Here is a 14,157-nt window from a genome sequence, read left to right as displayed (position 1 = left end):
TGTGCCTGACAGCCCGCTCCCACAGAGGGCTAACGCCCCAGCGCCAGGCGTTCGCGCCGGGCCCTGAGCCCGGCGATGAGCGATGGCCCCAGCGCCACCAGCGCCGACCCCAATACCACCAACACTGCCCCACCGTAGCCCAGCAGATTGATCTGCTCGGCATGCACGTAGTCGGGCCACCACCAGGCAGCCATCGCCACGGCGGCGAAGGTCACCAGCGGCGTGATCGCCAGCGTCGCGCTGACCCTCGAGGCTTCCCAATGCGCCAATGCCTCGGCGAACGCGCCATAGGCAATCAGCGTGTTGAGGCAGCAGGCCAGCAATAGCCAGCCTTGTAGCGGGCTCAGTTGCAACGCTTCCAGTGGATGCACCCAGGGCGTGAGCAACAGCGCGCAGAACAGGTAGATCACCATCATCACCTGCAATGAATTCCACACCGTCAGCAATTGCTTCTGGCCCAGGGCATAGAACGTCCAGACGGTCGAGGCCAGCAATACCAACAGAACGCCGGCGGTGTACTCGCTCAGGGATGTAAGCAATTCGACGAGGCGCTGATTGAAGAACAGCGCAAAACCGATCAGCAGCACCAGCAAACCAATGCCCTGCCCCACACTGAAACGCTCCTTGAATACAAACAGGCTGGCGACCAGCAGCATGATCGGCCCCATCTGCACCACCAGTTGGGCGGTGCCGGGGCTCAGGCGGTTCAGGCCCATCAGGTACAGCACGTAGTTACCCACCAGCCCCAGCACCGCCATGCCTACCAGCCAACCGCCACGGGGGCCGAGCACCTTGCGGCTGGGCAGGCGTCGGGTTGCCGCCAGGTAGATGAACAGCAGGCCACCGGACACCGTCAGCCGAAACCAGGTCACCGTCACCGGATCCATCACCTGCAGCACTTGCTTGAGCTTGATCGGCAGGATTCCCCACAACAAGGCGGTCAGCAGGGCAAGGAACAGGCCGTAGACCCAGCGACCGGACGATATGTGCATGCAACCCTCGAAGCCAAGACATGAACGAGCATTCTAGGTCCGAATTGCTCGGCAACACAGGGACAGTTGGCGCTGCGACGCTGATGGAATTGTAAAGGTCGTAGCCGTCGATCGGCTGGACAGGCGCAAAACGGCGGCACCACATATGCTCAATTGAAACGACCACGCAGCCCCCAATGGAGACCGAAATGCCTGGAACGCGCGCCGAAGACACAGATGCTCCCAAGACGATTTACCGCAGCAGCGATCGGATCGTCCGGGAAAATGGCAAGTTCTATTTCGATACGCGCGAAGGCACCCAGGAAGGTCCGTTCGAAAGCCGCGAGGCTGCGGAGCGGGAGATAGCGGCGTATATCCAGCGGATGCTGCAACTGACCAAGGTTGCCAGCTGAGGGCTCGATAGCTTGTGAAGAGAAGCTTCTGTGGCGAGGGGATTTATCCCCGCTGGGCCGCGGAGCGGCCCCACAAGGTCATCCAATCGGGCCTGATATACCCAGTCGCTGATATCGGGGCTGCTACGCAGCCCAGCGGGGATAAATCCCCTCGCCACACATAACCATCCTTGCCACTAGGGCGGCGGTTAGCGAACCGCCTCGAACAACCCCGTTGCCCCCATCCCGCCGCCCACGCACATGGTCACCACGCCGTAGCGCAGGCTGCGTCGTTGCAGCTCCCGCACCAGATGCCCCACCTGCCGCGAGCCGGTCATGCCGAACGGGTGACCGATGGAAATCGAGCCGCCGTTGACGTTGTATTTCTCGTTATCGATCTCCAGCCGATTGCGGCTGTACAGGCACTGGGACGCAAACGCCTCGTTGAGCTCCCACAAATCGATATCGCCGACCTGCAAACCCTTGGCCTGGAGCAATCTGGGCACCGAGAACACCGGGCCGATGCCCATCTCGTCCGGCGCGCAGCCGGCCACGGTAAAGCCACGGAAAAATGCCTTGGGCTTGAGTCCCAATGCCAGGGCTTTTTCCAGGCTCATCACCAGAGTCATCGAGGCGCCGTCGGACAACTGAGAAGAGTTGCCCGCCGTCACCGAACCGTCTTCGGCGAACACCGGATTCAGCCCGGCCAGGCTTTCATACGTGGTATCGGGGCGGTTGCAATCATCGCGATCAACCACGCCGTCAACGATCTGCACCGCACCGGTGGTCTTGTCCTCGACCCGATACTTCACCGCCATCGGCACGATTTCATCGTCGAACAGCCCGGCTGCCTGGGCCCGGGCCGTGCGCTGCTGGCTCTGCAAGGCGTAGCGGTCCTGCTCCTCGCGGCTGACCTGATAACGGCGCGCGACGATCTCGGCGGTCTGGCCCATGGGGAAGTAGATCCCTGGCACCTGCTCCTTGAGCAAGGGGTTGATCAGGTTGTCAGTGTTGACGCTTTTCATCGTCAGGCTGATAGATTCGACGCCACCGGCGACGATGATCTCGCTGCAGCCGGAGGCGATCTGGTTGGCGGCGATGGCGATGGCTTGCAGGCCCGAGGAACAGAAGCGGTTCAGTGTCATCCCGGCCGTGCCGATGCCCAGCTGCGAGAGCACCGCCACGTTGCGCCCGATGTTGTAGCCTTGGGCGCCTTCGTTGGAACCGGCGCCGACGATACAGTCCTCGACGCTGGCCGGATCGATATCATTTCGCGCCAACAACGCGTTGACGCAATGGGCCGCCATGTCGTCCGGGCGGGTCATGTTGAACTTGCCGCGAAAGGACTTGGCCAGGCCGGTCCGTACGCTGTCGACGATCACCACTTCACGCATGGCGGATACCTCATTGTTGTTATCGGTTCAGGAGTGGATTCGAGGATAAATCCAGCCCATAACCGAACGCGACAATCATTCACCCCGCGTATGCGCCGCCATCGGCCTATTTCTTTTTGCGCGCCTGCCTGGCGGAACGTTCGAATGCGGCCTCCAGCGCGTCGTTGAGCGTACGCAATACCTTGACCCGGGCCCAACGCTTGTCATTCGCTTCGACCAGGGTCCACGGCGATATCTCGGTACTGGTGCGATCGACCATGTCGCAGACCGCCGACCGATAGGCATCCCACTTATCACGGTTGCGCCAATCATCCTCGGTGATCTTGAAACGCTTGAAAGGGATTTCCTCGCGTTCCTGGAAGCGCTCCAGTTGGGTTTCCTTGTCGATGGCCAGCCAGAACTTCACCACCACCACGCCGGCATCGGCCAGTTGTTCTTCGAAGTCGTTGATTTCACCGTAGGCCCGCAGCCAGTCGGCGCGGCTGCAGAAACCTTCGACCCGCTCCACCAATACCCGCCCGTACCAGGAGCGGTCGAACATGGTGAACTTGCCCCGCGCCGGAATGTGTCGCCAGAAACGCCACATGTAGGGGTGGGCGCGTTCTTCCTCGGTGGGCGCGGCAATCGGCACGATGCTGTACTGGCGCGGGTCGAGCGCCGCCGCGACCCGACGGATCGCCCCACCCTTGCCCCGCCGCGTCGTTACCTTCGAACACCGCCACCAGGGCGTGCCGGCGCATGCGTTTGTCCCGCAGCAGACCGGCGAAGCGGGCCTGCTCGGTGATCAACTGCTCCTCATAATCGGCCTTGTCCAGGCGCAACGTCATGTCGAGGCTGTCGAGCAAGGTCACCTGGTCGTCCAGTGCCGGCAGCGGCGCCACGTTGACTTTTTCCGGTCTGATCTTCGGCCGGTCCAGGGCCTGGCGCAGGCCTTCGAGCAAAATCTGCCCAACCGCGAGGCTGCGATAAACAGGCATCGACGCCTTCGATCACATGCCAGGGTGCATAGTCGCGACTGGTGCGGCGCAGCACGCGCTCGCCGTATTTGACGAACTTGTCGTAGGTCTGGGATTGCTGCCAGTCGAGCGGGCTGATACGCCAGCTGTGCAGCGGGTCGTCCTTGAGACTTTTCAGGCGGGCCTTCATCTGCTTCTTGGAGAGGTGGAACCAGAACTTGAAGATCAGCGCGCCCTCATCGCAGAGCATCTTCTCCAGGCGCTCGGCGCCGTTGATCGCCTGATCGAGCCGCGGGTCCTTGAACTCGCCATGCACCCGCCCCTGGAGCATCTGGCTGTACCAGTTGCCAAAAAAGATCCCCATCCGCCCCTTCGCTGGCAGCATCCGCCAATAGCGCCAGGCCGGCGGCCGCGCCAGTTCCTCGTCGGTCTGCTGGTCGAAGGTGCGCACCTCGATCAGCCGCGGATCCATCCACTCGTTGAGCAACTTCACCGTCTCGCCCTTGCCCGCGCCTTCGATGCCGTTGATCAGGATGATGACCGGGAAGCGGCCTTGCTGATGCAACTCGTACTGAGCTTCGAGCAATGCTTCACGCAACGCCGGCACCTCGGCTTCATAGGTTTCTTTGTCGACGACGTGACCGATTTCAGCGGATTCGAACATGGACAGCTCCTTCCAGGAATGGGGCAAGACTAGCGGATTGGATACGCCGCTGCGCAGCAGATTCCCTTCAGACGTGCCCACGCTTGCCGTGGATCAAGCATTGCCGCGCCGATCGGCTAGAATGGCGGCCTTGTTTTGACCGAGCCCACCATGACGCCCATCCAGCACCACGCCCAACTCGACTGGGATGACCAGGGTCGCCCCCGCTCCCGGGTATTCGGCGACGTGTATTTCTCCGACCGGTCGGGCCTGGAAGAAACCCGCTACGTGTTCCTTGCGCAGAACAACCTGGCCGAGCGTTTCGCCGCGCTGGCGGAGCACGGACGGCTGGTGATCGGCGAAACCGGATTTGGCACCGGGCTGAATTTTCTCTGCGCCTGGCAGCTGTTCGAAGAATGCGCGCCGGCCGGGGCGCGCTTGCATTTCGTCAGCGTCGAAAAATTTCCCCTGAGCCCCGAGGATCTGCGCCGGGCCCTTGCCCTTTGGCCGGAGCTCAAGCGCCAGGCTGATCAATTGCTTGAGCAGTACGTCGCGATTCACCAAGGCTTCCAGCGCATGACCCTGGCGGGCGGGCGAGTGACATTGACTCTGTTGATTGGCGATGCCCTGGAGCAACTGCCGCAGCTGGACGGACAGATCGACGCCTGGTTCCTCGACGGTTTTGCCCCGGCGAAAAATCCGGATATGTGGACCGCCGAGCTGTTCGCCGAACTGGCGCGGCTGGCAGCGCCCGGCGCCACCCTCAGCACCTTTACCAGCACCGGTTGGGTGCGCAGGCTGCTCAATGCGGCGGGCTTCAAGATGAAGCGCACCCCGGGCATCGGCCACAAGTGGGAAATTCTCCGAGGGGTATTTCTCGGCTGGCCGGACCAGGTGCCCAAACCTGCCCCGGCCAAGCCCTGGTATACCCGCCCCGCCCCGCCGGCTGGCGAACGCCATGCGCTGGTGATCGGCGGCGGCCTGGCCGGTTGCGCCAGCGCGGCGAGTCTCGCGGCCCGCGGCTGGCGAGTGACCTTGCTGGAGCGTCACGCCGGGTTGGCCGAAGAAGCGTCCGGCAACCCCCAGGGCGTGCTGTACCTCAAGTTGTCGGCCCACGGCACGGCGTTGTCGCAGATGATCCTCAGCGGTTTCGGCTACACCCGGCGCTTGCTCGAAAACCTGCAACGGGGCCTCGACTGGGACGGATGCGGAGTCTTGCAGCTGGCCTTCAACGAGAAGGAAGGCCAACGCCAGCGCCAACTGGCCGAGGCGTTTCCAGCGGGTCTGCTGCGAATTGTCGATCGCGCCGAAGCCCAGGCGCAGTCCGGCATCGGCCTGGCCTGTGGCGGCCTGTTCTATCCCGAAGGCGGCTGGGTACACCCGCCAGCCCTGTGCCGCTGGCAAGCCTCAGCTGCTGCGATTAGCGTGCAGCCACATCGCGAAGTGCTTGAACTGCGACGTGTCGACGGCCAATGGCAAGCCTGGGACGGCGAACGTTGCCTGGCCAGCGCCCGGGTGGCAATCCTCGCCAGCGCCGCCGAGATCAAACGCTTCGAACCGGCGGCCGAGTTACCCCTCAAGCGCATTCGCGGGCAGATCACGCGGCTGGCGCAAACCGCCCGCAGCCAAAGCCTGGCGACAGTGGTCTGCGCCGAAGGTTATGTGGCCCCGTCGCGAATGGGCGAGCACACCCTGGGCGCCAGTTTCGATTTTCACAGCGATGACCTGACCCCCACCGCCGCCGAGCACGCCGGCAACCTGCAGATGCTCGAAGAAATCTCCCACGATCTGGTGGACCGCCTGGACGCCGACACCCTTGATCCACAGCACCTCGAAGGCCGCGCGGCGTTCCGTTGCACCAGCCCCGACTACCTGCCGATTGTCGGACCGCTGGCTGACAGCCGGGCGTTCGTCGAAACCTACGCGGCCCTGGGCAAGGATGCGCGCCAAGTGCCGGACACACCGTGCCCCTGGCTCGACGGCCTGTACGTCAACAGCGGGCATGGCTCCCGAGGCCTGATCACCGCGCCGCTGTCGGGCGAACTGATCGCCGCCTGGCTGGACAACGAACCGCTGCCGCTGCCGCGAAGCGTCGCCGAGGCCTGCCACCCGAACCGGTTTGCCCTGCGGGCGGTGATTCGCGGCAAGACCAATTGACGAGCAGCCACCCTTTTCACTGTGGGAGCGAGCTTGCTCGCGATAACGTTAGATCAGCCGAGACAGTCGCGCCTGACACGACGCCATCGCGAGCAAGCTCGCTCCCACAGAAATTGCGTCGGTCTGAATGACTGGCGATCCCCACCCGTCGGCTTATAACGCATTGATATAAAACTCAGAGCAATCCCACCGGTCAGTTTCAGAGTACCCACCATTTCGGCGGGTACTGTTTGACCCCTCCCCAACGGAAAAACCGGTAAGGACTTATGTGCGGATTAGCTGGTGAGTTACGTTTCGATCAACAACCTGCGGACCTTGCGGCCGTAGAGCGCATCACCCATCACCTGGCCCCTCGCGGCCCTGACGCGTGGGGTTTTCATAGCCAGGGGCCGATCGCCCTCGGCCACCGACGCCTGAAAATCATGGACCTGTCCGATGGTTCGGCCCAGCCGATGATCGACAATCAACTGGGCCTGTCCCTGGCGTTCAACGGCGCGATCTACAACTACCCGGAACTGCGCAGCGAACTCGAAGGCCTGGGCTACACCTTCTACTCTGGCGGCGACACCGAAGTGTTGCTCAAGGGTTATCACGCCTGGGGCGAAGCCCTGCTGCCCAAACTCAATGGCATGTTCGCCTTCGCCATCTGGGAACGCGACGCCAAGCGGCTGTTCATCGCTCGCGACCGTCTCGGCGTCAAGCCGCTGTACCTGTCCCGTACCGGCCAGCGCCTGCGCTTTGCCTCGGCGTTGCCGGCCCTGCTCAAGGGTGGCGACATCAATCCGGTGCTTGACCCGATCGCCCTCAATCATTACCTGAATTTTCACGCGGTCGTCCCGGCGCCACGCACCTTGTTGGCCGGCATTGAAAAACTGCCACCGGCGACCTGGATGCGCATCGAAGCGGACGGTCGCACCGAGCAGAAAACCTGGTGGACGCTGCCCTACGGCCCACAGGCCGATGAACAGAACCTCAACCTGGAAGACTGGATCGATCGCGTGCTCGACAGCACCCGTGAAGCCGTCGCCATCCGCCAGCGCGCCGCCGTCGACGTGGGCGTGCTGCTCTCCGGCGGCGTCGATTCGAGCATGCTTGTCGGCCTGTTGCGTGAAGTCGGCGTGGAAGACTTGTCCACCTTCTCCATCGGCTTCCAGGACGCCGGCGGCGAGCGCGGTGACGAGTTCCAGTATTCGGACCTGATCGCCAAGCACTACGGCACCCGCCATCATCAGTTGCGCATCGATGAGAAAGAAATCATCGAACAGCTGCCCGCGGCGTTCCGCGCCATGAGCGAGCCGATGGTCAGCCACGACTGCATCGCCTTTTACCTGTTGTCGCGGGAAGTCGCCAAGCACTGCAAGGTGGTACAAAGCGGCCAGGGCGCCGACGAGCTGTTCGCCGGTTACCACTGGTATCCGCAAGTGGACGGCGCCAGCGACCCGTACGCCGCCTATCGCGCGGCATTCTTCGACCGCAGCTATGAAGAATATGCCGCGACCGTGCAGCCTGAATGGCTGACGGCCAACGACGCCGCCGGTGATTTCGTCAAGGAGCACTTCGCCCAGCCGGGCGCCGATGCCGCCGTCGACAAGGCCCTGCGCCTGGACAGCACCGTGATGCTGGTGGACGACCCGGTCAAGCGCGTCGACAACATGACCATGGCCTGGGGCCTGGAAGCGCGCACGCCGTTCCTCGACTACCGGCTGGTGGAGCTTTCGGCACGGGTGCCGGCGAAATTCAAGCTGCCCGATGGCGGCAAGCAGGTACTCAAGGAAGCGGCCCGCCGGGTGATCCCGAGCGAGGTCATCGACCGCAAGAAAGGTTATTTCCCGGTCCCGGGCCTCAAGCACTTGGAAGGCAACACCCTGGCCTGGGTTCGCGAACTGCTGCTGGACCCGAGCCAGGATCGCGGCTTGTTCAACCCGACCATGCTCGACCGTTTGCTGACCGACCCCAACGGCCAGCTCACGCCGTTGCGCGGCTCGCGGCTATGGCAATTGGCGGCGCTGAACCTGTGGCTCAGCGAGCAAGGAATCTGATCGATGAAACCCCACCCGACCCTTCACAACCAACGTCTTTTGCGCGGCCAACCACCGTCCTACGAACGCTTGCAGGCGCGCCTGGCCGAAGACGGCAGCGAACTGGGCGCCGCGCCGATCGCCGTGCATTGCGGCTGGGGCCGCTTGCTCATTGGCCATACCTTTCCGGACCCGGCGACTCTGGCCCAGGAACTGCTCAACGAGCAGCCCGGCGAGCGCGACATTGCCTTGTACGTCGCCGCGCCCCAGCAAGTGCTGGGGCTGGAACCGGCGCATCTGTTCCTTGACCCGTCGGATACCCTGCGCCTGTGGTTCAGCGATTATCGCCAAGCCATGCGAGTGTTTCGCGGCTTCCGGATCCGCCGGGCCCAGAGCGACAGCGACTGGCAAGCCATCAACCAGCTCTACCAGGCTCGCGGCATGCTGCCCATCGATCCCGAGCGCCTGACCCCGCGTCACCAGGGCGGCCCGGTGTACTGGCTGGCCGAAGACGACGACACTGGCGCGGTGATCGGCAGCGTCATGGGCCTCAACCACCAGAAAGCGTTCAACGACCCGGAAAACGGCAGCAGCCTCTGGTGCCTGGCGGTGGACCCGCAATGTTCGCGGCCCGGTGTCGGCGAAGTGCTGGTGCGCCATCTCATCGAGCATTTCATGAGCCGTGGCTTGAGCTACCTGGACCTGTCGGTGCTGCACGACAATCGCCTGGCGAAAAATCTCTACGCCAAGCTCGGCTTCCGCAGCCTCCAGACCTTCGCCATCAAGCGCAAGAACGGCATCAATCAGCCGCTGTTCCTCGGGCCGGGTCCCGAGGCGCAATTCAACCCGTACGCGCGGATCATCGTCGAGGAAGCGCACCGGCGTGGCATCGAAGTGCAAGTGGATGACGCCGAGGCCGGGCTGTTCACCCTGGTGCATGGCAGCCGGCGGATTCGCTGCCGGGAATCGCTGAGCGACTTGACCAGTGCGATCAGCATGACCCTGTGCCAGAACAAGAGCCTGACCCACAAGGTGCTGAAAAATGCCGGTCTGAACCTGCCGGCGCAACAGCTGGCGGGCAATGCCGACGACAACCTGGCGTTTCTCGATGAACACCAGCGCGTGGTGGTCAAGCCGCTGGACGGCGAACAGGGCCAAGGCGTGGCGGTGGACCTGCGGACCATCGAGGAAGTCCAGAACGCCATCGAAACGGCCCGACGCTTCGACAGCCGCGTGCTGCTGGAGAGCTTCCACGAAGGGCTCGACCTGCGCATCCTGGTGATCGGTTTTGAAGTGGTGGCGGCGGCGATCCGGCGCCCGGCGGAAGTGATCGGCGACGGCCAGCACACCATTGGCGCGCTGATCGAGGCGCAGAGCCGGCGGCGGCAGGCGGCTACCGGGGGCGAAAGCAAGATCCCGATGGATGCCGAGACCGAGCGAACGCTGAGCGCGGCCGGGTATGACTATGACAGCGTGCTGCCGGCGGGTGAGCATCTGTTTGTCCGGCGCACCGCAAACCTGCATACCGGCGGCGTGCTGGAAGACGTCACCGCGATCCTGCATCCGACCCTGGCGGATGCGGCGGTGCGCGCTGCGCGGGCGCTGGATATACCGATGGTCGGCCTCGACCTGCTGGTGCCGGCGGCCGATCAACCGGAGTACGTGTTCATCGAAGCCAACGAACGCGCCGGCCTCGCCAACCACGAACCGCAACCGACTGCCGAGCGCTTTGTGGACCTGTTGTTTCCCCATAGCCAGTCGGCGGTCTGATTCAAATCTCTCTGTGGCGAGGGAGCTTGCTCCCGCTAGAGCGCGAAGCGGTCGCCTGGGCCCCGAGGCCTGAAAAGAAGGACCGCTTCGCGGCCCAGCGGGAGCAAGCTCCCTCGCCACAAGGTTCCCCATTCAAAACTTAATGTTCCGCGAGGAGTTTCCATGATCAGCAAAATTCCCGAACCGGATCTCGAATACCTGCAGAAAGTCCTGTTGGAAATGCTCGCCATTCCCAGCCCGACCGGCTTCACCGACACCATCGTGCGGTACGTCGCCGAGCGACTCGAAGAGCTGGGGATCCCTTTCGAAATGACCCGGCGCGGCACGATTCGCGCCACCCTCAAGGGCCGCAAGAGCAGCCCCGACCGGGCCGTATCGGCTCACCTGGACACCATCGGCGCCTCGGTTCGCGCCATCAAGGACAACGGCCGCCTGACGCTGGCGCCGGTGGGTTGCTGGTCGAGCCGTTTTGCCGAGGGCAGCCGGGTCAGCCTGTTTACCGACACTGGGGTGATCCGTGGCAGCGTGCTGCCGCTGATGGCTTCCGGGCACGCGTTCAACACCGCCGTGGATGAGATGCCCATCAGTTGGGACCACATCGAACTGCGCCTGGATGCGTACTGTGCCACCCGCGCCGATTGCGAAACGTTGGGGGTGGGCATCGGCGACTATGTGGCGTTCGACCCCTTGCCGGAGTTCACCGAAAGCGGCCATATCAGCGCCCGTCACCTGGATGACAAGGCCGGGGTCGCCGCGTTGCTGGCGGCGCTCAAGGCGATTGTCGACAGCGGCGAGGAACTGTTGATCGACTGCCACCCACTGTTCACCATCACCGAGGAAACCGGCAGCGGCGCGGCGGCCGCGCTGCCTTGGGACGTCAGCGAGTTCGTCGGGATAGACATTGCACCGGTCGCGCCAGGCCAGCACTCCAGCGAACACGCGGTGAGCGTGGCCATGCAGGACTCGGGAGGCCCGTACGACTACCATCTGTCGCGACATTTGCTGAAGCTGGCCAAGGAGCACGAACTGCCGGCGCGCCGCGACCTGTTTCGCTATTACTTCAGCGACGCCCATTCGGCGATCACCGCCGGGCACGACATCCGCACTGCCCTGCTCGCCTTCGGCTGCGACGCGACCCATGGTTACGAGCGCACCCACATCGACAGCCTGGCCGCGCTGAGCCGCCTGCTCGGCGCCTACATCCTCAGCCCGCCGGTATTTGCCAGCGACGCGCAACCGGCCCAGGGATCACTGGATCGCTTCAGCCATCAGATCGAACACGATGCGCAGATGGAAAGCGACACCCGGGTGCCGTCGGTGGACAGCCTGATCGGGCAGCGTTCGGATAGCTGAACCAAGCCCCTATTGATTCTTACGATGCTTTCGCGAGCAGGCTCGCTCCCACAAGGTCATTACGCCATCCATGTGGAGCGAGCCTGCTCGCGACGAGGCCCACATGGCTCTACAGAACTCAGGCTAGCCGCAGCAGCGCATCCACCGTAGCATCCGCTCTATTGTTTTGCGGAGCCCCACCATGCTGATCCCCTACGACCAACTCGAAGTCGATACGCTCACCCGCCTGATCGAGGATTTCGTCACCCGTGACGGTACTGACAATGGCGACGATACCCCGCTGGAAACCCGCGTCCTGCGGGTCAGGCAGGCCCTGACCAAAGGCCAGGCCATGATTGTCTTCGATCCCGAAAGCGAACAGTGCCAATTGATGCTCAAGCACGATGTGCCCAGACATCTGTTCGATTAACCGACCTTGCGGTCGGACCCGGCCTTTTTCCTCTGGATCCTGTCGTAGACCTCGGAACGATGAACCTCCACGTGCCGGGGCGCTTCTACGCCAAAGCGCACGGTGCCGCCGCTGATCGACAGCACACGGACGGAAATCTCATCACCGATGGAAATCAACTCACCTACGGTACGGCTTAATACGAGCATGGTCTTGTCCTTAAGAGTGATTGGACATTGACCATGCACGGCCTGTTTTCCGAGCACAAGATACCGGCGGGAATTCAGTAAACCCCTACAAACAACTGTCCGTTGGCTGAAGGAAACGTCCTGCAAAACCCCGCCGAAACGTCGGTTTACGGCCCCGAAAAACGCGGACCAAACAGAATCACGCTGGCCCCGATCACACAGAGAGCCACGCCGATCCAGTCGGAACCCAGCGGTCGAACCCGCTCCACCACGGCCAGCCAGCCAATCGAGGCGATGATGTAAATGCCACCGTAGGCGGCGTAGGCGCGACCGGCATAAGTGGCTTCGATGCGCGTCAGCAACAGGGCGAACAACGCAAGGCTGAGCAGTGCCGGCAGGATCCACCAGGCGCTCTTGCCCTGGCGCAACCACATCCAGAAGGCATAGCAGCCGGCGATCTCGAACAACGCGGCGAGAAAAAACCACAGGTAATTGAGCATTGTCATGTCCATCAGGAAGGCACGAATGGCGCCATCCTGAGGACACCCGGCAATCAGGTCAACTCAGGCCTGCCGTGCCTTGGCGCGCATCTTGTCGGCCATGGCGGTCATTTCGTCGTACAGCAGTTGTGGATTTTTCTGTTTGAGGGCCCAGGCCATGCGCCCCTGCTCGTGGGGCAGGATCATGAATTCACCCTGGGCGACATGCTGGTAGATGTAATCGGCAATGTCCGCCGCGCTGATCGGCGAGCTTTCCAGCAGTTTGCCCACCTGGGCCTTCATGGCCGGGGTCGGGCCACGGAACGAGTCCAGCAGGTTGGTCTGGAAGAACGACGGACATACCACATGCACGCCGATTTCCTGCTGGGCCAGCTCGACCAGCAGGCTTTCCGACAGCGCCACGACGCCGGCCTTGGCCACGTTGTAGTTGCTCATGGCAGGCCCCTGCATCAGCGCCGCCATGGAAGCGATGTTGATGATCTTGCCGCGGCTTTTTTCCAGCAGTGGCAGGAACGCCTTGCAGCCCTTGACCACCCCCATCAGGTTGATCGCGATCTGCCAGTCCCAATCCTCCAGCGAGAGCTCGCTGAAGAATCCGCCCGAAGCCACGCCAGCGTTATTGACGATGATATCGATGCCGCCAAGCTTCTCCTCGCAGGCCTGGGCGAATGCGGTGAGCTGGCTGTAGTCGCGCACGTCACAGCGCTGGACGAAACCCTCGCCACCGGCATCGCGCACCAGCCTGAGGGTTTCCTGAAGGCCGGGCTCGCTGACATCGGACAGGGCCAGGCGCCAGCCTTCACGGGCCCAGCGCAGCGCGATTTCGCGGCCCAGGCCGGAGCCGGCACCGGTGATCATCATGCGATTTTGCATAGGGAAACAGCCTTGTTGTTCCGGGAGAGATGCGCCGAGTGTAGCGAAGGACCCGAACAGACCCATGCACCATCAGATTGCTGAATGGCGAGGGCAAACCGTGGCGGGTTTTGATTGCCAACGCTTCCGTGGCGAGGGGATTTATCCCCGTCGTTTGCATGAGCCAACTGGCCAAAATGGAAGGGGGCCGCTACGCGACCCAACGGGGATAAATCCCCTCGCCACCAAAGGCAGCGTCTGGCATCAATAGACTAACAACAAAAAACATTGAATTTTTTACAGGACGTTACGGTCGGACTTAATAAGCCGCCCGGATTTAATGCATGCGCGCTGGCAGTTGAAAGTTACATCACTCCAGAACTGACCAATAAGGAAATCAACAATGGGCACTATTCTTATCATCATCCTGATCCTCCTGCTGATCGGTGGCCTTCCGGTCTTCCCGCACTCCAGAAGTTGGGGTTATGGCCCGTCCGGTATCATCGGCGTTGTGCTGGTCGTGCTGTTGATCTTGTTGTTACTTGGCAAGATATAAACCACCCAGCGTAAAAAAA

At 62.7% G+C, this 14,157-nt stretch carries 12 protein-coding genes and 1 pseudogene; 7 read left to right on the top strand and 6 right to left on the bottom strand.

Annotated features, from left to right (window positions below):
- Positions 1-29 precede the first annotated feature (29 nt).
- Positions 30-992 carry a DMT family transporter gene (locus PSH78_RS08225; protein ID WP_305499672.1) on the bottom strand — a complete coding sequence of 321 codons (963 nt, stop codon included), beginning with the start codon at positions 990-992 and terminating at the stop codon, positions 30-32.
- A gap of 188 nt (positions 993-1,180) precedes the next feature.
- On the opposite strand from PSH78_RS08225, the gene PSH78_RS08220 reads away from it, so the two are divergent.
- Positions 1,181-1,384, top strand: coding sequence for a DUF6316 family protein (locus PSH78_RS08220; RefSeq protein ID WP_305499671.1), 204 nt, complete (start codon positions 1,181-1,183; stop codon positions 1,382-1,384).
- A gap of 188 nt (positions 1,385-1,572) precedes the next feature.
- Here PSH78_RS08220 and PSH78_RS08215 read toward each other — a convergent pair whose 3' ends face one another.
- Entirely contained in the window at positions 1,573-2,757 is a 1,185-nt protein-coding gene (locus tag PSH78_RS08215) for a thiolase family protein (protein WP_305499670.1), read from the bottom strand.
- Positions 2,758-2,863: 106 nt separating this feature from the next.
- Positions 2,864-4,377, bottom strand: a pseudogene (gene pap / locus PSH78_RS08210) (polyphosphate:AMP phosphotransferase).
- A 150-nt stretch (positions 4,378-4,527) separates the two neighbouring features.
- On the opposite strand from pap, the gene mnmC reads away from it, so the two are divergent.
- From mnmC to PSH78_RS08185, 5 genes are all read left to right on the top strand, one after another.
- Complete coding sequence (gene mnmC, locus PSH78_RS08205; protein WP_305499669.1) at positions 4,528-6,513, top strand: bifunctional tRNA (5-methylaminomethyl-2-thiouridine)(34)-methyltransferase MnmD/FAD-dependent 5-carboxymethylaminomethyl-2-thiouridine(34) oxidoreductase MnmC; 1,986 nt, start codon at positions 4,528-4,530, stop codon at positions 6,511-6,513.
- 266 nt (positions 6,514-6,779) lie between these two features.
- On the top strand, positions 6,780-8,552 hold the full coding sequence (locus PSH78_RS08200) for an N-acetylglutaminylglutamine amidotransferase (RefSeq protein ID WP_305499668.1): 1,773 nt from the start codon (positions 6,780-6,782) through the stop codon (positions 8,550-8,552).
- 3 nt (positions 8,553-8,555) lie between these two features.
- Positions 8,556-10,301, top strand: coding sequence for an N-acetylglutaminylglutamine synthetase (gene ngg / locus PSH78_RS08195; protein ID WP_305499666.1), 1,746 nt, complete (start codon positions 8,556-8,558; stop codon positions 10,299-10,301).
- A 162-nt stretch (positions 10,302-10,463) separates the two neighbouring features.
- Positions 10,464-11,654 (top strand): osmoprotectant NAGGN system M42 family peptidase, encoded by a 1,191-nt coding sequence (locus tag PSH78_RS08190; protein ID WP_370871077.1) that lies wholly within the window; start codon positions 10,464-10,466, stop codon positions 11,652-11,654.
- Positions 11,655-11,835: 181 nt separating this feature from the next.
- Positions 11,836-12,063, top strand: coding sequence for a YheU family protein (locus PSH78_RS08185; RefSeq protein WP_305499664.1), 228 nt, complete (start codon positions 11,836-11,838; stop codon positions 12,061-12,063).
- Here the strand turns inward: PSH78_RS08185 and csrA are convergent.
- The 3 genes from csrA to PSH78_RS08170 form a co-directional block, all read right to left on the bottom strand.
- The gene (csrA, locus tag PSH78_RS08180) at positions 12,060-12,251 is read right to left on the bottom strand and encodes a carbon storage regulator CsrA (RefSeq protein ID WP_305499663.1); all 192 of its coding nucleotides are present in this window, start codon (positions 12,249-12,251) and stop codon (positions 12,060-12,062) included. The genes PSH78_RS08185 and csrA overlap by 4 nt on opposite strands.
- Before the next feature lie 146 nt (positions 12,252-12,397).
- Positions 12,398-12,730: a YnfA family protein gene (locus tag PSH78_RS08175; RefSeq protein ID WP_305499661.1), complete on the bottom strand. Its 333-nt coding sequence runs from the start codon at positions 12,728-12,730 to the stop codon at positions 12,398-12,400.
- A 63-nt stretch (positions 12,731-12,793) separates the two neighbouring features.
- Entirely contained in the window at positions 12,794-13,603 is an 810-nt protein-coding gene (locus PSH78_RS08170; RefSeq protein WP_305499660.1) for an SDR family oxidoreductase, read from the bottom strand.
- A gap of 382 nt (positions 13,604-13,985) precedes the next feature.
- Here PSH78_RS08170 and PSH78_RS08165 point away from each other — a divergent pair, with 382 nt between their 5' ends.
- The gene (locus PSH78_RS08165) at positions 13,986-14,138 is read left to right on the top strand and encodes a DUF3309 family protein (RefSeq protein WP_018606531.1); all 153 of its coding nucleotides are present in this window, start codon (positions 13,986-13,988) and stop codon (positions 14,136-14,138) included.
- Positions 14,139-14,157 lie beyond the last annotated feature (19 nt).

Source organism: Pseudomonas sp. FP198, assembly GCF_030687895.1.
Taxonomy (GTDB): domain Bacteria; phylum Pseudomonadota; class Gammaproteobacteria; order Pseudomonadales; family Pseudomonadaceae; genus Aquipseudomonas.
The sequence above is the reverse complement of the archived record's forward strand: the minus strand, read 5'-3'. Positions and strand labels throughout refer to the sequence as shown.

What these genes read in the sequence shown, in the direction of transcription:
- PSH78_RS08220 (WP_305499671.1), top strand. Translation starts at nt 1,181, where the DNA reads ATGCCTGGAACGCGCGCCGAAGACACAGATGCTCCCAAGACGATTTAC.
- mnmC (WP_305499669.1), top strand. Translation starts at nt 4,528, where the DNA reads ATGACGCCCATCCAGCACCACGCCCAACTCGACTGGGATGACCAGGGT.
- PSH78_RS08185 (WP_305499664.1), top strand. Translation starts at nt 11,836, where the DNA reads ATGCTGATCCCCTACGACCAACTCGAAGTCGATACGCTCACCCGCCTG.
- PSH78_RS08190 (WP_370871077.1), top strand. Translation starts at nt 10,464, where the DNA reads ATGATCAGCAAAATTCCCGAACCGGATCTCGAATACCTGCAGAAAGTC.
- PSH78_RS08175 (WP_305499661.1), bottom strand. Translation starts at nt 12,730, where the DNA reads ATGCTCAATTACCTGTGGTTTTTTCTCGCCGCGTTGTTCGAGATCGCC.
- PSH78_RS08170 (WP_305499660.1), bottom strand. Translation starts at nt 13,603, where the DNA reads ATGCAAAATCGCATGATGATCACCGGTGCCGGCTCCGGCCTGGGCCGC.
- PSH78_RS08215 (WP_305499670.1), bottom strand. Translation starts at nt 2,757, where the DNA reads ATGCGTGAAGTGGTGATCGTCGACAGCGTACGGACCGGCCTGGCCAAG.
- csrA (WP_305499663.1), bottom strand. Translation starts at nt 12,251, where the DNA reads ATGCTCGTATTAAGCCGTACCGTAGGTGAGTTGATTTCCATCGGTGAT.
- ngg (WP_305499666.1), top strand. Translation starts at nt 8,556, where the DNA reads ATGAAACCCCACCCGACCCTTCACAACCAACGTCTTTTGCGCGGCCAA.
- PSH78_RS08200 (WP_305499668.1), top strand. Translation starts at nt 6,780, where the DNA reads ATGTGCGGATTAGCTGGTGAGTTACGTTTCGATCAACAACCTGCGGAC.
- PSH78_RS08165 (WP_018606531.1), top strand. Translation starts at nt 13,986, where the DNA reads ATGGGCACTATTCTTATCATCATCCTGATCCTCCTGCTGATCGGTGGC.
- PSH78_RS08225 (WP_305499672.1), bottom strand. Translation starts at nt 992, where the DNA reads ATGCACATATCGTCCGGTCGCTGGGTCTACGGCCTGTTCCTTGCCCTG.